Below are 19,296 nucleotides of genomic sequence, written 5' to 3'. Positions count from 1 at the left end.
CGCCTGAACCCCTATCCGCGTACTTTATCCATCTTTATCGGGCCCTCGTCGCTGATGGCGGATACCGGGCCGGTCAGACCGCCCGGGCCACGCAGATCCTGGCGTCCAGGCGTGGACCAGCCTCGTAGATCATGTAGCCCACGCCGCCGTCGGTGCCGAAGCTCGGCGACGCAACCCGACCGTTGTCGGAGGCGATCGGGCTGTGGAACACCCCGAGATGCACCTCCCGGTCGAAGCCGTTGCCGACCTCGGTGAGGTGCATCCGCCCGTCACCACCGTGGTAGACGACGTACGCGGTGCCGTTGCGGGTGAGCAGGTGCGGTGCGGAGATGTCGCTCAGGCCGTCGCCGGCCGGCGAGATCAGCGGCTGCGGCGCGAACTGCCACTGGTCCCAGCCGTTCGGCGACCAACCCCAGAAGATCTTCCGGGTGCCGGGCCGCACGGTGTGCGCTCCCATGTAGAGCATCACGTACTTGTTGGCCAGCCCGGTCACCCGGTGCTCGAAGACCCGGGCGTACGACGTCTCGGTGGTGTTCGGTACGAGCCTGGTGCTCAGGATCGGCGTCTCGTCGCTGAAGGTGATGCCGTCTCGGGACCGGGCCACCCGGGTGGTGGTGTTCTCCCCGTGGAAGTAGAGGAAGAACTCCCTGCTGGAGGCGTTCCAGACGACGTGCGGCGACGAGACGTGGCTGACCGTCGCGCTCGGGAGCACCCGGTCGACGATGGGGTTGCCGGGGTGCTCGGTGTAGGGGCCTTCCAGCCGGTCGGCGTAGGCGAGGCAGATCCCGCCGGGGGCGTCGTGCGGGGCGTAGTAGAGGTAGTAGCGCCCCTTCGCGCCGGTGATCTTGTCGTAGACCCCGCGTACGCAGGGAAAGATCGTTTCGCCGGTGGGGTTGTACGCCAGTGGGCTGTCGAACGCGTCGCGGACGTACCGGTAGCTGGGGAAACCGGCCGGCCCGGCCAGTGCCGGTGTGCCCTGGAGCAGGGTGCCGGCGCCGCCGGCGGCGGAGGCGGCGCCGAGCAGCGCCGCACCGCGCAACAGCCCTCGTCGGCTCAGCTCGCCGGGTCGGCCGGCGGGCGGATTCGGGTACGCGTGTGCCATCTGGTGTCTCCGATCGTGAGGGGACGCTCGTCGATCGCGGAGCGTGGGTGGTGGCGCGGCGGCGGCCGGGAGGCACGGACGAGGACGCAGCCAGCGTCACTGTGGGTGATCTGACTGCCTGGCCGGTGACCCGGGGTCGTCATCGACGAGTCTGGCCGGGTCCGCAGTCGACCGTCAAGGTGCTAATACGAATTATCGAGCGGCTTTCGTCGACAGAACTTCTCTGCCCGAAGGTCTTGACGGCGGCGCCGGGTGCGCCGCACCATTTCACCTCACCGACGCTAATGCGTATTACCCCGGTAACGATTGGACACGGAACGTGACTGGTTCGCGCAGGCGAGTCACCCAGCACGACATCGCCCGGATGACCGGCGTCAGCCAGGCGACCGTCTCGCTGGTGCTCAACGGCCGCGACGACGGCAACGTCAGGATCGCCCCGGAAACCCGGGAGCGGGTCCTGCACGCCATCCGCACCACCGGTTACGTCGCCGACCCGGTCGCCCGCCGGCTCGCCGCACGGCACAACCGCATCCTCGGTGTGTTCACCTACGAGCCGGTCTTTCCGACCGGCACCGGCGACTTCTACCACCCGTTCCTGGTCGGCATCGAGGAGTGTGCCGAGCGGCTCGGCTGTGACCTGCTGCTGCTCACCAGCGCCCCGGTGGTGGCGGGCGGCCGGCGGCGGATCTTCCACGACGACAACCGGCTCCGCCTGGCCGACGGTTGCGTCCTGCTCGGTCGGTCGCTGGACCGTGACGAGCTGACCCGGCTGGTCACCGAGGGCCAGCCGTTCGTGTCGGTCGGCCGCCGCGACGACGCGGGCGGGCCGGTGCCGTACGTCGGCGCCGACTACCCGACCGCCACCGCCACCGTGGTACGCCGCGCGCTGGCCGCGGGTCACACCGCGCTCGCCTATCTGGGTCAGGGCGCCGGCCCCGAGTCGCACGCCGACCGGATGCGCGGCTTCCGGGCCGCGCTCGACGAGGCCGGACACACGCTGCGGCACCTGCCGACCACCGACCGCTCCCCCGCCGAACTACTCGACGCCCTGCTCGCGGCGGGCGTCACGGCGGCGGTGGTCGAGGAGTACGCCGACGGTGTGGCCATCGCCCAACTCGCCCGCGAACGGGGGCTGGACATCCCCGGTGATCTGTCCATCCTGGCGCTCGGCGACCCGACCCGACCGGCCAGCACCGACATCGACTTCACCGGCTTCCGCATCCCCCGCCGGGAAATGGGGTGGCAGTCCGTCGAGGTGTTGACCGGGCTGCTGGAGGCGGACCCGGAAACCGTGCCGCAGCGGCTGGTGCCCTGCCAGCCCGTCGACGGCGCCACCCTCGCGCCGCCGAAGGCGACCCCGTGAAAGGACAGCTCTTGCCAGAGATGCAGGCCGAAGTTCTGATCGTCGGCGGCGGACTCGGTGGCGTCGCCGCGGCCCTCGCCGCGCTACGCGCCGGCCGTTCGGTGGTGCTCAGCGAGGAGTACGACTGGCTCGGCGGTCAGCTCACCAGCCAGGCCGTACCGCCCGACGAGCACTCCTGGGTCGAGCAGTTCGGTGTCACCGCCAGCTACCGCAGGCTGCGCGACGGCATCCGGGACTACTACCGCGCCTACTACCCGCTCACCGACCGGGCCCGCCAGGCCACCGCGCTCAACCCGGGGGCCGGGCACGTGAGCCGGCTCTGCCACGAGCCACGGGTCGCGGTGGCGGTGCTGGAGGCGATGCTCGCGCCGTACCGGGGAGCCGGCCGGCTGCGGCTGCTCCAGCCGTACCTGCCGGTCGGGGCCGACACCGACGGCGACCGGGTGACCGGGGTGACCCTGGCGCACCGGGACAGCGGCGAACAGGTGCATGTCGTCGCACCGTACGTGCTGGACGCCACCGAGACCGGCGAACTGCTGCCGTTGACCGGCACCGAGTACGTCACCGGCTTCGAGTCGCGGGGCGAGACCGGTGAGCCGAGCGCGCCGGACGAGGCGCAGCCGGAGAACATGCAGGCGTTCTCGGTCTGCTTCGCGGTCGACCACGTCGACGGTGACCACACCATCGACCGGCCGGCCCGGTACGACTTCTGGCGGGCGTACCAACCGCCGTTCTGGGGCGACCGGATGCTCTCCTTCCGCTCACCCAACCCGCGCACGTTGGAGATCTCCGAGCGCAGCTTCACCCCCAACCCGGACGACGACCCGTGGTTGGTGATGGCCGACCAACGGCTGAGTCCGGGCGACGGCAACCTGTGGACGTTCCGCCGGATCGCCGCTCGGCGCAGCTTCGTCCCGGGCAGCTACGACAGCGACATCTGCCTGGTCAACTGGCCGATGATCGACTACTTCGAACAGCCGCTGATCGACGTGCCGGACCCCGCCCACCAGATCGCCGCGGCCCGGGAACTCTCCCTGTCGGTGCTCTACTGGCTGCAGACCGAGGCGCCCCGCGCCGACGGCGGGACCGGCTTCCCCGGGCTGCGACTGCGCGGTGACGTCACCGGCACCGGCGGCATCAGCACCGGCGGCGACGTCGCGCACAGCGGTCTGGCCCAGGCCCCGTACATCCGTGAGGCGCGGCGCATCCGCGCCGAGTACACGGTCGTCGAGCAGGACCTCTCCCTGGCGGTACGCGGAGACAAGGGCGCGGCCAGCTACCCGGACGCGGTCGGCGTCGGCATGTACCGGATCGACCTGCACCCGTCCACGGGCGGGGACAACTACGTCGACGTGGCCTCGTGCCCCTTCGAGATCCCACTCGGCGCACTGATCCCCCGACGGGTGGAGAACCTGCTGCCCGCCGGGAAGAACATCGGCACCACCCACATCACCAACGGTTCGTACCGCCTGCACCCCGTGGAGTGGAACATCGGCGAGGTCGCCGGTCTGCTCGCGGACTTCTGCCTGGCCCGCCGGGTCACTCCCCGCGCGGTGCGTTACACCCCCGGCCTACTGGCCGAATTCCAGAACCGCCTCGCCGACGAGGGCGTCGAGCTGCGCTGGCCCGACATCGCCGGCTACTGAGGGAGAACCCTGATGAGGAAACGGTTGACGGCCGTCGTCGCGCTCGCCGCGATGCTCGGCCTGAGCGCGTGCGGCGGCGGCGACAGCGCCGACTCCGACGGCCCGGTCTCGCTGCGGATGACCACCTGGTCGGCGAACGAGGCACACCTGAAGCTGTTCAACGAGATCGCGGCGGAGTACCAGAGCAGCCACCCCAACATCGCGAAGATCACGTTCGACCCGATCCCGTTCGAGAGCTACACCACCACGTTGACCACCCAGATCGCCGGCGGAAACCCGCCCGACCTGGCCTGGGTCCTGGAGAACGCGGCTCCCGACTTCGTCTCCTCCGGCGCGCTGCTGCCGTTGGACGAGACCCTGCGCAAGACCGACGGGTACGCCTTCGACGAGCTGGCGCCGGCCGCGACCAAGCTGTGGCAGGCCGACGGCAAGCTCTACGGCTACCCCTTCTCCACCTCACCGTTCGGCATTTTCGTCAACACCGACCTGGTCAAGGCCGCCGGCGCGAAGAGCCCCGCCGAGCTGATCGCCACCAACGCCTGGACCTGGGAGAACGCGGTGACCACCGCCTCGGCGGTGGCCGCCGGAACGGGCAAGGCGGGCCTGGTGGTACGGGACTTCGACTACAAGGGCTGGGACAACCTCTCCACGATCTGGACCGGCTGGGGCGCCCAGGCGTGGAGCGCGGACGGGAAGACCTGCGGCTTCAACGCCACCGAGATGGTCGACGCGATGACCTTCCTGCACCGGGCGATCTTCACCGCGAAGGCGCTGCCCGGCCCGGGTACCGCCGCCGACTTCTTCGCCGGCGAGGCCGGCATGACGATCACCCAGATCTCGCGGGCCTCGCTGCTGGAGAAGCAGAAGTTCGGTTGGGACCTGGTGCCGCTGCCGGCCGGCCCGAAGGGTGCCTACTCGGTGATCGGTCAGGGTGGCATGGGTGTGTTGAAGAAGGGCAAGCACGCCGACGCCGCCGCGGACTTCCTGGCCTTCCTCACCAATCCCGCCAACTCCGCCAAGCTGGCGCAGTTCTTCCCGCCGCCGCGTACCCCGCTGCTCACCGCCGCGACGCTGGCCAAGACCAATCCCCTGCTCAAGCCGGCGCAGTTGCAGAGCGTGGTGATCGACGGGATCGCCAACGGGGTGGTGAAGCCCAACCACACCGGGCAGGCCGAGCTGAGCCAGGCCGTGCGGTCGGCGCTGGACCCGATGTGGAAGGCCGACGCGGACGTGCGGGCCGTGCTCGACGGGGTCTGCTCGGCGATCAACCCGCTGTTGGCGAAGTAGGGGATCAGCGATGCCGGTCCTGATGGACGACGTGGCGGGTCGGGCTGAGCCCCGGCCCGCCCCGGGCGGCGCGACGGGGTCGCCGCGACGCGGGTGGTGGACCAGTCGTCGGCGTGACCAGTTGGCTGGCCTGCTCTTCGTGACCCCACAGCTGGTGGGCACGGCCCTCTTCGTGCTGCTGCCGCTGGGCCTGGTGGTCTGGTACAGCCTGCACGAGTGGAACGTGCTCGCGGACACCTTCGACTTCGTGGGCACGGAGAACTACCGCGAGCTGATCGACGACCCGAAGCTGCCGGGCGTGCTCCGGAGCACGCTGTTCTTCTCCGTGGGCCTTGTCGTGTTCAACCTCGCCCTGGCCCTGCTGCTCGCGGTCCTGCTCAACCAGCGGCTGCGCGGCACTGTGGTGTTCCGGACGCTGTTCTTCTCACCTGTGGTGGTCTCGCTTGTCGCCTGGACGATCGTCTGGGGTTTCCTGCTCCAGGACAACGGTGGCGTCAACGGGGTGGCCGGCGCGGTCGGCCTGGACGGCCCCAACTGGCTACGCGGCGAGTGGACCGCGCTGCTGTCGGTGATCGTCGTCCAGGTGGTCAAGAACGTCGGCCTCAACATGGTGCTGTTCCTCGCCGCGTTGCAGGGCGTCCCCGCCGAACTCTACGAGGCGGCCCGGGTCGAGGGCGCGAGCCGGTGGACCCAGTTCCGTCGGATCACCGTGCCCCTGATCAGCCCGACCATCCTGCTGACCTCGATCATCACAGTGGTCGGCGCACTACAGGTCTTCGCCCAGATCGCCGTGCTCACCCAGGGCGGACCGGGCACCTCGACCACAGTGCTCGTCTACTACCTCTACCAGCAGGCCTTCCAGTTCCACCAGTTCGGGTACGGGTCGACGCTGTCGGTGCTGCTGTTCCTGATCGTGCTGACGCTTACCGTCGTGCAGTGGCGGATGCGCAGGAAGTGGGTCTTCCATGAACAATAGGCGGTCGTTGCGGGCCCGGGTGGCGATCTATGGGCTGATCTGCCTGCTGGCGATCCCGTTCGTCTTCCCGACCTGGTGGATGGTCACCTCGTCGTTCAAGCCGGTCAGCGACATCTTCGCGTTCCCCCCGTCGCTGATCCCCACCGAGCTGAGCTTCTCGGCGTACCGGCGGGTGTTCGAGCTGCAACCGTTCGCCCAGCAGTACCTCAACAGCGCGTACATCGCCGCGGTGGTCACCGTCGGCACCCTCGCGGTGTCGTCGCTGGCCGGCTACGCGTTCGCCCGCATCCGGTTCCGCGGTCAGCACGCGCTCTTCCTGGTGGTGCTGGTGGGCCTGCTGATCCCGAGCGAGGTGACCATCGTGCCGCTGTTTCAGATGTTCAACTCGGTCGGCCTGATCGACACCCACTGGCCGCTGATCCTGGTGCCGACGCTCGGCGCGCCCAGTGTGCTGGCCACCTTCATCATGCGGCAGTTCTTCATCACCCTGCCCAGCGAGTTGGAGGAGGCCGCCCGGGTGGACGGGCTGGGCCGGCTGGCGACCTTCTGGCGGATCGCGTTGCCGCTGGCCCGCCCGGCCCTCGGCGCGGTGGCGATCTTCACCTTCCTGCACAGCTGGAACCTGTACCTGGAGCCGATCGTCTTCCTGTCCACCCCGGAGAAGTTCACCCTGCCGCAGGCGCTTACCCAGTTCGTCGACGCGTACGGCGGCCCGATGTGGGACGTACAACTCTCGGCGGCCTCGATGACGGCGCTGCCCGTCCTTGTGGTGTTCGTCATCGCGCAACGGCAGTTCATCGAGGGCCTCGCCCACACCGGCCTGAAAGGATGATCCATCGGGTGTCGCTCCGAGCGACGAAACTGTTATCCGGGTACGGCCGGCGAGTCTCCTGAGGTGAGGCGTTGGCGGGTTTCCCCGCCACCGCAGCATTGAGTAGTGCTGCGACCACACACGAGGAGTCGAGACGATGCGCGCAACCGGCCAGGGTGAAGCGGACGCCGCGAGGGGAAACCGAGGCGCTCACGCGGACCCCCGACGCGGGTTGCTCGGCCGCCTTCCCATCGGTGCACGGCGGCTGCTGTGGCCACTCGTCGTGGCGGCAGTGGTCGCCGTACTGGTGACGGGTGTGATCGTGGTGGTGCAACCGACCGGGCCGACGCCCGCCCCGGCGGCGACGCAGGCGCTCGACACGCCGCCGCCCGCGAGCCCGCAACCCGGCGCACCCAGCCCGACCACGCCCGCCGCCACGACGAGCCCGGCGGGGGCGACCCCGACGCCGACGCCGACGGCGAAGCCGACAACCGGGCGTCCGGTCGCTCCGGCCGCCCCGGCGGTGACCTCGAAGCGCAAGGGCGTCGGGGTGTGGACCTTCGACGGTGTCAGCCAGGCGCTGGCCAACTCCGGGGCGAGTTGGTACTACACCTGGGACGTGGCCCACTCGGGCGTCACCAGCCCGACGGGCACCGAGTTCGTCCCGATGATCTGGGGGGCGAAGAGCGTCACCGCCGCCAATCTGCAACAGGCCAAGAAGAACGGCCGCCACCTGCTCGGGTTCAACGAGCCGGACCTGAAGGGTCAGGCGGAGATGACAGTCGAGCAGGCGTTGGAGCTGTGGCCGCAGTTGCAGGCCACCGGCCTTCCGCTGGGCAGCCCGGCGGTGGCCTGGGGCGGCGACCGGCCGGGCGAATGGCTCGACCGGTTCATGGCCGGGGCGAAGCAGCGCGGCTACCGTGTCGACTTCATCGCCCTGCACTGGTACGGCGGCGACTTCACCACCGCCAACGCGGTCAACCAGCTCAAGTCGTACCTCCAGGGCGTGCACGACCGGTACAAGCTGCCGATCTGGCTCACCGAGTTCGCCCTGATCGACTTCTCCAACGGCGTTCGCTTCCCCACCCAGGCACAGCAGGCCGCCTTCCTCACCGCGGCCACCCGGATGCTGGGTGGCCTGTCCTGGCTACAGCGGTACGCGTGGTTCGGCCTGCCCGCCACCGACAAGGATCAGACCGGCCTGTTCCGTACCGGCAGCACCGCGACCGCCGTGGGCCGCGCCTACCAGGCGGCGCGCTGACCTACAGCACGTCGACGTGGTCCCGCCAGGAGTGCTGCGGTTCGTACCCCAGCACCCGGCGGGCCTTGTCGATGCTGAGCAACGTCTCGTGCTCACCCAGCTCCTTACGGATCTCGACGCCCGGGTAGACCTCGGCCATCAGGCTGGCGCTGGACCGGGTCATGACGGTGTCGGCGTTGGCGATGACGAAGACGTCGGCACCGGGCTGGTCGTGCGCGAGCGCGCGCTCGACCGCCTGGGCACCGTCGCGGGCGTCGATGTAGCCCCACAGGTTCCACCGGCGCAGCTGCGGGTCGGCGTCGAACGAGGGGAACGGCGCGTAGTCCTCGACGTCCATGACGTTGGAGAAGCGCAGACCCACCATGACCAACTCCGGGTCCCACCGGCAGAAGTGCCGGGCCATCTCCTCCTCCAGGGCCTTGTTCAGCGAGTACGTCGACTCGGGCCGTGGCGCGTACTCCTCGTCGACCGGCGCGTACGGCGGCGGGGTGTCGAACGGCAGCCCGAGCACCGTCTCGCTCGACGCCCACACGACCCGCTTGATTCCGGCGGCCCGGGCGGCGGCGAACACGTTGTACGTCGCGGCGGAGTTGTTCGCGAAGGTGGTCGCGTTCGACATCAGCCCGGGGGCCGGGACCGCCGCCAGGTGCACGACCGCGTCGACGCCGCCCGCGTGCTCGTCGGCGCCCCCGGTGAACGCCTCCACCACCTGCCCGTAGTCGGTCAGGTCGACAAGCAGGAACTCGCCGTTCACGTCGCGCGGGTCACGACCGCCGGCGCGGTCCACCGCCAGCACGTCGACGCCCACGGCGCGCAGGTGGGCGACCACGGCACGGCCGAGCTTGCCGGTGGCGCCGGTGACGACGACACGCCTGGGGAGTGCGGATTCGCTCATGCTGACATCTTCTCCGGCGAGGCGCGACGCCCCGGACGTGGGTGCGGACCGACCCGCGACCGACGAATGGGCGTCAGACCCTCGGGACCTCCCGCGCCACCCCGAAGGTGAGCTGACAGAAACGGCGAGGAACTCCTCAAGCTACGAGCCGCGGCGCTGCCTGTCACCGGCACCCACCGGTTCGATCACCTGCCGGAACTCCTTCGGAAGCTGGGCCACAGCGTCCTCGAACTCGTCACGGGAAACAGCCTCACGTAGCGTGGTGAGCACCGCGCTGACCCCGGCACCGGCGAGCGCACGATCGATGGCGGGATGGTCCGCCACCCGCCGCACGAACTCGTCGAGCCCGAACGATCTGGCATGTTCCTCCCTTCTGAGCGGTGGCGGTTTACGCAAGTGATCGTCAAGCCCTCCGGGAAGCTGATAGGCGATGCTCTCAGCCTGGCCGGCGCTGATCCGATCTCCCAATGTCTCCAGCGTGGCGCGGGTGAGTGTCGCCGCCTGGTCGGTCGACACCTTTGCCCGCGTGGCCACGGCGTTGACGAAATCCTCGTACTCCACCTGATTCCCCTCTCCGGCCCGAGCGCCGAGTGAAGTGGTACCTCGACAGCCTCCTGGGACGGGGGGTGACAGTGCCTCATCCCCATCGGGCGAATCGCAGCCCCACCACGGCGACCGTGACGTACATCAACGACCACCGCCGACCTCGGCCCGCCATGCGCCCCATTCGGAGCGGAGCGGGCCGGCGGGTGCGTAACGTGCAGGGGTAAACGTTGTCGCGACGAGGAGACTTCATGTCCAAGCCACCGCTTCCCGAGGCCGCGGTCGCCATGCTCCAGAAGCCGAACCCCGCCGTCATGACCACCCTTCGCAATGGTGGCCAGCCGGTGTCCGCCGCCACCTGGTACCTGTGGGAGGACGGCCGGATCCTGGTGAACATGGACGAGAGCCGCCGCCGCCTGGAGCACGTCCGCAACGACCCGCGGGTGTCCCTCACAGTGCTCGACGAGGCCGGCTGGTACACCCACGTCAGCATCATCGGGCACGTCGCCGAGCTGCGCCCCGACGAGGGCCTGGCGGACATCGACAGGTTGTCGAAGCACTACACGGGCAACGCGTACCCACGGCGGGAACGTGCCCGGGTCAGCGCCCTGATCGAGATCGACCGCTGGCACGGTTGGGGCGCGCAGAAGGACAACAACCAGGTCGGCTGACCGGTGCCGCCTGCCCTGTCGCCCTGACGGCAGCCGTCAGGGCGACAGAGCGGGGCCGTCAGGGCGTCAGGGCGGTGGCGGACCGGGCGCCGACGCGGGTCACCAGGTAGCCGAAGGCCGCCGCGGTGAAGAACATGACGATGCCGTAGACGGCGCCCGGGATCGCCATCTGGGTGCTGTTGAGCAGCGCCGGGCTGAGCGCGATCGTGATGGCCAGGGTGCTGTTGTGGATGCCGATCTCGAACCCGGCGGCCGTCGCGGCGTTCCGGTCGACACCGGCGAGGCGCGGCACCCCGTACCCGATGGCGAGGCTGAGCAGGTTGAAGGCGAGCACGGCCAGGCCGACCGAGACGAAGTAGTCGGCGATGTTCTCCCGCTCGCCGAGCACCGCGCCGGCGATCACCGCGACGAGCACGACGACGGAGAGGATCCGGACCGGGCGGTTCAGCCGCTCGGCCAGGTGCGGCATCCGCGCCCGGATGAGCATGCCGATCGCGACCGGGACGAGCACGATGGCGAAGACCTGGAGCACCTTGTCGAACTGCAGGCCGATGCTCCTCCCGTCGGGCAGGAAGTACGCCGCCGACAGGTTGACCAGGATCGGCAGGGTGAACACGGCGAGCACCGAGTTGATGGCGGTCAGGGTGATGTTCAGGGCCACGTGCCCGCCGAACAGGTGGCTGTAGAGGTTGGCAGTGGTGCCGCCGGGTGATGCGGCCAGCAGCATCATGCCGACGGCCAGCTCGGGCGCCAGGTCGAACGCGAGGACGAGGCAGAAGCAGAGCGCCGGCAGCACCAGCACCTGGCACACCAGTGCGATGACGGCGGCTCGTGGATGGTCGGCCACCCGGCGAAAGTCCGCCATGGTCAGTCCGAGACCGAGACCGAGCATGATGATGCCGAGGGCGACGGGTAGTCCGATCAGAGTCACGGCGGAGTCCATGGCACAACATCGTTACCACCCGGTAACGCCGTCACAATCCCCCATCTGGCTGGGCGGCTCTTGACCCCGGACGGTGATCGGCTTAACTTCATCAATCAGATAAGTCTCTTTACTAATTCTGCTTGCTGTCTCGTGGGAGTGTGCCGATGCGACCATTCCGCCACCGCCGTCTCACCGCCGTCGCCGCCCTGGCGACAGTGCTGGTCACCGCCGCTCCACCCACCGCCGCCAGCGCCGGTGACAACCACCAGCACCGCACCGGTTACCACCGGGTCGGCTACTTCACCCAGTGGGGCATCTACGGCCGGGCCTTCCCGGTCAAGAAACTCGAAACGTCCGGAGCGGCGAGCCGCCTCACCCACCTCAACTACGCCTTCGGCAACGTCAGCGAGGACGGCCGGTGCTACGTGGACGGCGGGCCGGGTGAGGGCGACGCCTGGGCCGACTACCAGCGCCCCGTCCCGGCCGAGGAGAGCGTCGACGGTGTCGCGGACGCCCCGGGTCAGGCGCTCAACGGCAACTTCGGCCAGCTCGCCAAGCTCAAGGCCAAGCACCCCAAGCTGAAGGTGCTGATCTCACTGGGCGGTTGGAGCTGGTCGACGTACTTCTCGAACGCCGCCCGCACCGACGCCTCCCGCAAGGCGTTCGTCACGTCCTGCATCGACCTCTACCTCAAGGGGAACCTGCCCGGCGGCGACGGCGCCGCCGGCGGCCCGGGCGCCGCAGCCGGCGTCTTCGACGGCATCGACCTCGACTGGGAGTGGCCCAACTGGGAGGGTGAGCCCGGCAACGTCATCCGCCCGGAGGACCGGCAGAACTTCACCAAGCTGCTCGCCGAGTTCCGCCGGCAGCTCGACGGGTACGGGCGCACGACCCGCGCGCACCACCCGCTGACCGCGTTCCTGCCGGCCAGCCCGGCCACCATGGACGCCGGCTACGAGGGTCGCAAGATCTTCAAGTACCTGGACTTCGCCACCGTGCAGGGGTACGACTTCCACGGCGGCTGGGACGCGCGGGCCAACCAGCAGTCGGCGCTTCGCGTCCCGACGGGCGCCCCGGACAACCCGGACTTCTCCGTCGAGGTGGCCATCGACGGGTGGATCGCCCGTGGCGCGCCGAGGGACAAGCTCGTCCTCGGCATCCCCTACTACGGTCGCGGCTGGACCGGCATCACCGGCGGCGGCAACGGCCTGTTCCAGCCGGCCACCGGGCCCGCTCCGGCCACCTTCGAGGCCGGGTACGAGGACTACAAGTTGCTGAAGACCCTGGCCGGTAACGGCTACACAGTGCACCGCGACCTGCGCGCCGGGCACGCCTGGTTGTTCGACGGTACGACGCTCTGGACGTACGACGATCCGGCTGTCGTGTTGCAGAAGACGCTCTACATCCGACGGGCCGGCCTGGCCGGCGCCATGATCTGGTCGCTCGACGGCGACGACGACAACGCCACGCTGACCAAGACGATCGGCCTCGGCCTGACCACCTGGTAGCCGTACGTGTGCCACCCGGCCCGTCGCCGGCCGACCTCTCGGCCGGCGGCGGGCCGTCTACTTCTTCGAAGGTGTAACCGCGCGCACCGCGGCCTCGATGAGCGCGGTCACCTGGTCCATGTCCCGAGCCCGGTGTACGTCCACCTCGGCCGACCATCCGTCGGGCCGGGTGAGCTTCACCGTCACATCATCGCGGCGGTGGGTCAGCCAACCGGCGATCGACTGCACCAGCACCATGGCGGTGCCCGCGTCGCCGGCCGCCACCCGCAGCACGTCCGGGCGGTCCGCCGACATTCCCTCGGGGGCCGTCGTGGTCACCCCCTCCCGCAGCCGCTCCTCGGCGCGCAGCCAGGACGCCAGCGACCGCCGAGCATCGGCGGACGGAAGATCCGGATCGACCGAGAGCGTGATCATCTCCGGCACGTCTCCTCCTCCCAGACGACGACAAGCCCACGCCACCATCCTGCCAGTCCGCGTCGGGACCGGCACGCCGCGTAGTCAACAATATCGATCAACCCTTGACCGCCGTATCGGCGGTTCATAGGCTCCGGCCACTGCGAGGTTGTTCCCGAGAGGGGAAACACGACTCATGGCCCCATCGATGCGTCCGTTCCGGATGGCCCCCGCCAGGCGGCTGGCGAGTGCCGCCACGATCACGCTCCTGCTCGGCATGACTCCCCTGCTCGGCGGCACACCGGCCGCGAGCGCCGCCCAGCCCTCCCGGTGCAGCGACGACCCGACCGCCCGGTTGAGCACGGTGCCCACTCCGGAGAATGTGCTCGGCTTCCCGCTCGGCGCGGGACAGGAGCGGGTCGTCACCAACGACGAGGTCCGGACCTACCTCGGAGCCGTCGATCGTGCCTCCAACCGGGTCGTCACCGGCGTGATGACCACGAGCGTGCTCGGCCAGCCGTTGCCGTACGCGGTGGTGTCCAACGAACGCCATGTGCGGCCCGCCGCGCTACGCGAGATCGCCGACGACGTCCGGGACCTACGCGACCCACGGCGGACCAGCGCGCGGACGGCCGCCCGGACGGCGAAGGACAGCCCGGCCATCGTCTGGGTCACCGCGAACGTGCACGGCGGCGAGAAGAGCGGCGCCGACGCGGCCCTCAAGACGTTGTACGAGTTGGCGGCGGGCCTGTCCTGCGCGGTCGCCCAGCGCAACGACAACCTGGTCACCATCATCGTCCCCACCCAGAACCCGGACGGCCGCGACGCGACCCGTCGGCAGAACGAGTTCGGCTTCGACCTGAACCGGGACTGGTTCGCCCGCACCCAGCAGGAGACCGACGGCAAGCTCGAACTGCTGCGCCGCTACCCGCCGCAGGTCTTCGTCGACGCACACGAGATGGGCGGCCGGCAGTACTTCTTCCCGCCCAACGCCGACCCGATCCACCACGAGATCGCCGGTGAGGCGGTGGACTGGATCAACCGGATCGGCGAGGCAAACAAGGCCGGCTTCGGCTTCAACGGGGCCTGCGACGAGACCGCCTTCACCGAGTGCTACTTCAACTACGACACGTACGACATGTTCTTCATGGGCTACGGCGACACCGTGCCGACCACCGGCTTCGGCGCGGCCGGCATGACGTACGAGAAGGGCAGCGCGTCGGCCGTGGCCGACCGGGTCCAGCAGCAGTTCCACACCCAGTGGTCGACGCTCGGCTGGGCCGCCGCGAACAAGCGCGAGGTGCTGGACGGCTACTTCGACATCTGGACCGACGCGCTCGCCCAGGGCAGGGCTGGCACCCTCGAACCGAACGAGGTGGTGCAGCCCACCAACGAGGTCCAGTTCCCGGTGCCGGACCTCACCATCCGCTCGTACTTCCTGCTGCCCGACCGGCAACTCGCCGACGTCCGCCAACTCGTCGAGCGGCTGCGCCGGATGGACGTCGAGGTGTACGAGGTGCAGAAGGCCACCCGGGTGCCCACCGCCCGGGTCTTCGGCGGGCGCAGCGCCACCAACGTGACGGTGCCCAAGGGCGCGTACTGGATCCCGATGGACCAGCCGCAGAAGCACTGGATCCAGGCGATCATGGGCGAGGACCCGTACGTCCCGTTCCCGTACTTCTACGACGTGTCGTCCTGGAGCAACCCACTGCTCATGGGCATCAACACCATCTACACCGGAGACACCGTCCGGCCGAGAGCCGAACTGGTCCGCAAGGTCTCCGGCGGTCGCACCGGCGCGGCGTGGCCCTGGGGCTCGTACACGTACCCGCTCGACTCGGCCGCCGCCGCGGAGTTCACCTTCACTCTGCTCGGCCGTGGCGTGCCCCTGGTCCGCGACCTCACGACCAGCACTGTCGCCATCCCGGCAGGCACTGTGAGCCGGACCGTGGACGGGCTGGCCCAATCCCTGGGGGTCACCCTCACCCCGGGCGGTAAGCCCGCCGGCACCCGCCTCGACCTGCCGGACGTGGGGTTGTTCCAGGGCACCGGCATCTCCACCACCTCCGGCTCGCACGGCGAGGCCCGCTACGTGCTCGGCAAGCGGTGGGGGCTCGACCTGAAACCGGTCACCACTGCCGACATCAACGACAACACCGAGGCGTTCACCGGGCGTACCGTGCTGCTGGTGCCGGACGGCAGCAGCGCCACCGGCGGTCTGACCGCCGCCGGGCAGGCCAACCTGCGCGACTGGATCGGCCAGGGCCACACCTACCTCGGGCTGCGCAACGAGGGCACCCGCGTGGCACGTGCCGCCGGGCTCACCTCCACCACGGAGAAGACCAAGCCGGCGGACTATCTGGTGATCGGCTCGCACCTGCGCGTCGATGTCGACAAGGACAGCCCGGTGGCGTTGGGTCGACCGGCGGAGGACTTCGAATTCAACAACAGCGACCCGATCCTCACCCCGAGCACCACCGGGACGAACGTGCTCACCTACCCGACGGATGACAGCTTCTGGGCCAACGGTTACACAGTCGGGGCGGAGACGCTGAAGGGCACCGCGGCCGTCGTCGACGAGCCGACCGGCGCCGGTCGGGCGGTGCTGTTCGCGTTCAATCCGCTCTTCCGCGCGTACAACGAAAATGGTCTGCACCTGGTCGCCAACGCGTTGCTCTACCCTCCGAACCCGCCGAGCGCCCGACGCACGCCGGGCACCGACGCGGCGCGCGCCAGCGCCGCCGCCGCGCCGGTGACGCCGGACCTGGGCGGCGGCTGGCGGCCGATCACCATCCAGGTGGCGGCCGGCGACCTACCCCGCACCCGGGCGATCGTCGAACGCTTCACCACCGACGCGCGGGCGTCCGCGAAGAACGGCTCGGCGTACGTCGTGATCCCGAACCCCCAGGGACTCCAGGTCGACGAACACCCGTTCGCAAGAGATCTGGTACGCGCGCTGAACGCCGCCAAGGTGCCGTTGCGGTCGGTTGTCGGCTGACGCAGCCCCGCACAGCGAAGCGCCCGTCCCCTCGGCTGGGGGCGGGCGCTTCCGTTCGTGCTAAAGGCTAGGGCTTCCGGGCGACCTCGGTGACGAAGGCCCGCCAGGCCACCGGCCCGAAGACCAGCGCCGGCCCTTCGGGGTCCTTCGAGTCCCGCACGCCCACGATGCCGGGCAGGTTGTCAGCGACCTCGACGCAGTCGCCACCGCTGGAGCCGCTGCGAGTGGACTTGCGCCACGTAGCGTCGATCAGGTCCATGACGTCACCACTTCCTTCATCAGGTCAGTTGACTGCCGTCGAGGTAGGGCCTCGTTCCGTACGGTCTCCCACTTCGACAGAAGCGTAGCCACGTCATCGTCGTTGTCGATGACCGCCCCGCCAAGCTGGTTCTCCAACTGGCCGACCCAATTGCCGTCGGCGGCCCGGGCCAGGATGAACGGACCGGTCAGCCCGGCGTGCATGCTCACGTCACACGGCACGATGTGGACACTGATGTTCGGGCGCTCGGCCAAGGTCAATAGATGGGTGATCTGTCCGACCATGACCACCCGAAAATCCTCGCCCGCCCGCCGCAACACCTCCTCCCCGATGACCGCAACGAATTGCGGGGCCTTCGGCTGAGTGAGGATCGACTGCCGGTCGAGGCGAGCCGCAAGCCGCTTGTCGACTTCCTCATCGCTGAGCGTGTCGTCGCAGCGAATGACCGCTCGGGCGTAGTACTCGGTCTGGAGCAGGCCGGGAATCAGGGATGGTTGCCAGGACCGGAGCTGAGTCGCGACACGTTCGGCGTCCAGCCACGGCAGGAACCAGGATGGCGCTCCCAGCTTCGCGACCATGCGCTCGAACAGCCCGCCGTTCTTGAACGCCCGGTCGGCGCCCTTGATGAAGTCCAACGTCAGCGCCCGCGTCTCGCTCTCCACCGCGCTGACATGGGAGGCGCTGAAGCCCGCGCCCCGGCCGAAGGCATCCTGGGTCATCCCGGAGGCCCCTCGGGCGCGGCGAATCTCGGTGACGATGAACGCGGCGAGCGGGTGCGGCAAGTCGGCCATTCGGTACTCCCCACAACTACTCACGCCGCTACCCCGGCGTGGAACGCTTCGCCAGCTCGATCCGATCCGGTGAGCTTCGCCTTAGCGTAGTTGTCTCCACAGCGGAGCGTCAGCAGCGACGCGGCTGGTGGGAGGACGACGAGGCCATGAGTTGTCGACGGTCCAGTACTCCAAGCCTGACGGCCGGATGGTCGAGTCTGAGCGTTCTTGAACGTCTCGGTCCGTTCCTGGCATCTCTAGCTCCGGATGGTATAAATATGCTTCGATGTGATCGGACGATGACGTGCCACCTCTGGACACCGCAGGCCGGCGAGTCCCAACAGAAAGGACGACGCATATGCGACGTGCCATGTTCAGCCGCCCCCTGTCGCGAACGGCCAGGCTCGTGGCCACCAGTGCGGTGATGGCGACCACGGCTGCCGCGGCGGCAATCGCCATCACCGCTACCGCCGGCCCAGCTGCTGCCGCCACCAGCCAGTTCAGAGGCATGAACTGGGCTCAACTGGGTGACAACTTCAGCACCAGCCCGCTCGTCGTGCAGGGCCTGAGCCAGTCCGACAGCTACGCGACAGTGCAGGCCAAGGCCAACGCCCTCTACGACGACATGGCCTCCACCATGGGGATCAACACCGTCCGGCTGCCCATCAACACTCAGACAGTGGCCAACACCACCTGGTGGAACGCCTACCGGGGCGCCATTGACGCCGCCACTGCCCGTGGATTCAAGGTCATCCTCGCCTTCTGGACGGACCATAACTCCGGCGCGAGGATCGCGAACCTCGCCGCGTGGAACACGATGTGGTCCAGCGTGACCAGCGCCTACGGCTCCAACACCAACGTGTACTTCGAGCCAATGAACGAGCCGGGCGGTTACAGCTCGGCACAGTGGCGCGACATCGCAGCCACCTGGCTCAGCACCCACTACTCGGCCGTGCCCAGCCGGGTGCTCATCGGCGGCACCGGCGCAAGCCAGGACCTGCGCGACGTCTGCAACGACAGCCGGTTCAACGGCACGCTGCTGTCCTTCCACCACTACGCTTTCTTCTACGGCGCGATGACCTACGACGCCTGGCGAAGTCACATGCAGACGCGCCTGGGCAACTGTGCCTCCCGCGCGGTCGCGACCGAGTTCGGCGGGCCCATGGACAACGGCCTCAACTACGCCGACGCGAACAGCACCGACAACTTCGTGCGCCACATCCGTGCCATGGCTCAGGTCATGCGTGACAACCAGATGGGCGGCACCTACTGGCCCGCCCTCGGCGGCAAGAACTCCGGCTCCGGTCACGACTGGTATTCGATGTTCGCCCTCAGTGGCAGCGGCACCAATCTCAACTTGACCATCCGCAACACTTCTGGCGCCGACCGGATCCGCTATGCCTATGGCGACACCATCGGCGGCGGCGGCCCGACGACGCCCCCGCCCTCGGGGACCCATTACCGGATCAACAACGTCAACAGCGGCAAGGCGATGGACGTGATCGGGCAGTCCACGGCCGACAGCGCTGAGATCAAGCAGTGGAGCTACGTGGGCGGCAGCAACCAGAAATGGCGCTTCGAGGACGCCGGTAGCGGCTACTTCCGCATTGTCAACCAGAACAGCGGCAAGTGCCTCGACGTCGCCTCCGCCTCCACCGCAGACGGCGCGAACATCGTCCAGTGGACGTGCGGCAGCGGCCAAAACCAGCAGTGGCAATGGCAGTCCCAGGGTAGCAACTTCCGGCTCGTGGCCCGGCACAGCGGCAAGTGTCTGGACGTGTACCAGTCGGGAACCGGAGACGGCGCGGACATCCAGCAGTGGACCTGCGGAAGCGCCAACAACCAGCGCTGGACAAGAACCGCGGTCTGACCGGGACTCGTCGAGGCG

The 19,296-nt window shown here is 69.1% G+C and carries 17 protein-coding genes; 10 read left to right on the top strand and 7 right to left on the bottom strand.

All coding sequences use genetic code 11. The annotated features are described in order from the left end of the window. Positions 1–73 precede the first annotated feature (73 nt). A complete protein-coding gene (locus IW248_RS07055) occupies positions 74–1,102 on the bottom strand; it encodes a glycoside hydrolase family protein (RefSeq protein ID WP_196926217.1) in 1,029 nt (342 codons plus the stop codon). A 319-nt stretch (positions 1,103–1,421) separates the two neighbouring features. Here IW248_RS07055 and IW248_RS07050 point away from each other — a divergent pair, with 319 nt between their 5' ends. The 6 genes from IW248_RS07050 (at position 1,422) to IW248_RS07025 (ending at position 8,446) form a co-directional block, all read left to right on the top strand. Continuing rightward, positions 1,422–2,465, top strand: a complete 1,044-nt coding sequence (locus IW248_RS07050; protein ID WP_196926216.1) for a LacI family DNA-binding transcriptional regulator — start codon at positions 1,422–1,424, stop codon at positions 2,463–2,465. A gap of 20 nt (positions 2,466–2,485) precedes the next feature. Continuing rightward, entirely contained in the window at positions 2,486–4,111 is a 1,626-nt protein-coding gene (locus tag IW248_RS07045) for an FAD-dependent oxidoreductase (RefSeq protein ID WP_196930078.1), read from the top strand. A gap of 12 nt (positions 4,112–4,123) precedes the next feature. Then, complete coding sequence (locus IW248_RS07040; RefSeq protein ID WP_196926215.1) at positions 4,124–5,398, top strand: ABC transporter substrate-binding protein; 1,275 nt, start codon at positions 4,124–4,126, stop codon at positions 5,396–5,398. 10 nt (positions 5,399–5,408) lie between these two features. Next, positions 5,409–6,374 (top strand): carbohydrate ABC transporter permease, encoded by a 966-nt coding sequence (locus tag IW248_RS07035; RefSeq protein ID WP_231396214.1) that lies wholly within the window; start codon positions 5,409–5,411, stop codon positions 6,372–6,374. Continuing rightward, a complete protein-coding gene (locus IW248_RS07030) occupies positions 6,364–7,206 on the top strand; it encodes a carbohydrate ABC transporter permease (protein WP_196926214.1) in 843 nt (280 codons plus the stop codon). The genes IW248_RS07035 and IW248_RS07030 overlap by 11 nt, the downstream gene beginning before the upstream one ends. Positions 7,207–7,342: 136 nt before the next feature. Next, positions 7,343–8,446, top strand: a complete 1,104-nt coding sequence (locus tag IW248_RS07025; RefSeq protein WP_196926213.1) for a glycoside hydrolase family protein — start codon at positions 7,343–7,345, stop codon at positions 8,444–8,446. Between the two features lies 1 nt (position 8,447). On the opposite strand, the gene IW248_RS07020 is transcribed toward IW248_RS07025, so the two are convergent. Beyond that, positions 8,448–9,341 carry an NAD-dependent epimerase/dehydratase family protein gene (locus IW248_RS07020; protein WP_196926212.1) on the bottom strand — a complete coding sequence of 298 codons (894 nt, stop codon included), beginning with the start codon at positions 9,339–9,341 and terminating at the stop codon, positions 8,448–8,450. Between the two features lie 141 nt (positions 9,342–9,482). Further along, a complete protein-coding gene (locus IW248_RS07015; protein WP_196926211.1) occupies positions 9,483–9,902 on the bottom strand; it encodes a DUF2267 domain-containing protein in 420 nt (139 codons plus the stop codon). Between the two features lie 233 nt (positions 9,903–10,135). Between IW248_RS07015 and IW248_RS07010 the strand changes: the two genes are divergently transcribed. Continuing rightward, positions 10,136–10,555 (top strand): PPOX class F420-dependent oxidoreductase, encoded by a 420-nt coding sequence (locus IW248_RS07010; protein WP_196926210.1) that lies wholly within the window; start codon positions 10,136–10,138, stop codon positions 10,553–10,555. Positions 10,556–10,613: 58 nt separating this feature from the next. Here the strand turns inward: IW248_RS07010 and IW248_RS07005 are convergent, their stop codons facing one another. Further along, a complete protein-coding gene (locus tag IW248_RS07005) occupies positions 10,614–11,498 on the bottom strand; it encodes a bile acid:sodium symporter family protein (protein WP_196926209.1) in 885 nt (294 codons plus the stop codon). Between the two features lie 146 nt (positions 11,499–11,644). Here IW248_RS07005 and IW248_RS07000 point away from each other — a divergent pair, with 146 nt between their 5' ends. Continuing rightward, complete coding sequence (locus IW248_RS07000; protein ID WP_196926208.1) at positions 11,645–12,988, top strand: glycoside hydrolase family 18 protein; 1,344 nt, start codon at positions 11,645–11,647, stop codon at positions 12,986–12,988. A 57-nt stretch (positions 12,989–13,045) separates the two neighbouring features. On the opposite strand, the gene IW248_RS06995 is transcribed toward IW248_RS07000, so the two are convergent. Beyond that, complete coding sequence (locus IW248_RS06995) at positions 13,046–13,402, bottom strand: effector-associated constant component EACC1 (protein ID WP_231396837.1); 357 nt, start codon at positions 13,400–13,402, stop codon at positions 13,046–13,048. Positions 13,403–13,589: 187 nt separating this feature from the next. On the opposite strand from IW248_RS06995, the gene IW248_RS06990 reads away from it, so the two are divergent. Further along, entirely contained in the window at positions 13,590–16,379 is a 2,790-nt protein-coding gene (locus IW248_RS06990; protein WP_231396213.1) for a M14 family zinc carboxypeptidase, read from the top strand. Between the two features lie 67 nt (positions 16,380–16,446). Here IW248_RS06990 and IW248_RS06985 read toward each other — a convergent pair whose 3' ends face one another. Beyond that, positions 16,447–16,638 carry a DUF397 domain-containing protein gene (locus IW248_RS06985; RefSeq protein WP_196926205.1) on the bottom strand — a complete coding sequence of 64 codons (192 nt, stop codon included), beginning with the start codon at positions 16,636–16,638 and terminating at the stop codon, positions 16,447–16,449. Next, positions 16,629–17,429, bottom strand: a complete 801-nt coding sequence (locus tag IW248_RS06980; protein ID WP_124817325.1) for a helix-turn-helix domain-containing protein — start codon at positions 17,427–17,429, stop codon at positions 16,629–16,631. The genes IW248_RS06985 and IW248_RS06980 overlap by 10 nt, the downstream gene beginning before the upstream one ends. Before the next feature lie 337 nt (positions 17,430–17,766). On the opposite strand from IW248_RS06980, the gene IW248_RS06975 reads away from it, so the two are divergent. Continuing rightward, on the top strand, positions 17,767–19,278 hold the full coding sequence (locus IW248_RS06975) for an RICIN domain-containing protein (protein WP_231396212.1): 1,512 nt from the start codon (positions 17,767–17,769) through the stop codon (positions 19,276–19,278). Positions 19,279–19,296 lie beyond the last annotated feature (18 nt).

Source organism: Micromonospora ureilytica (assembly GCF_015751765.1).
GTDB classification, from domain to species: Bacteria; Actinomycetota; Actinomycetes; order Mycobacteriales; family Micromonosporaceae; genus Micromonospora; species Micromonospora ureilytica.
The sequence above is the reverse complement of the archived record's forward strand: the minus strand, read 5'-3'. Positions and strand labels throughout refer to the sequence as shown.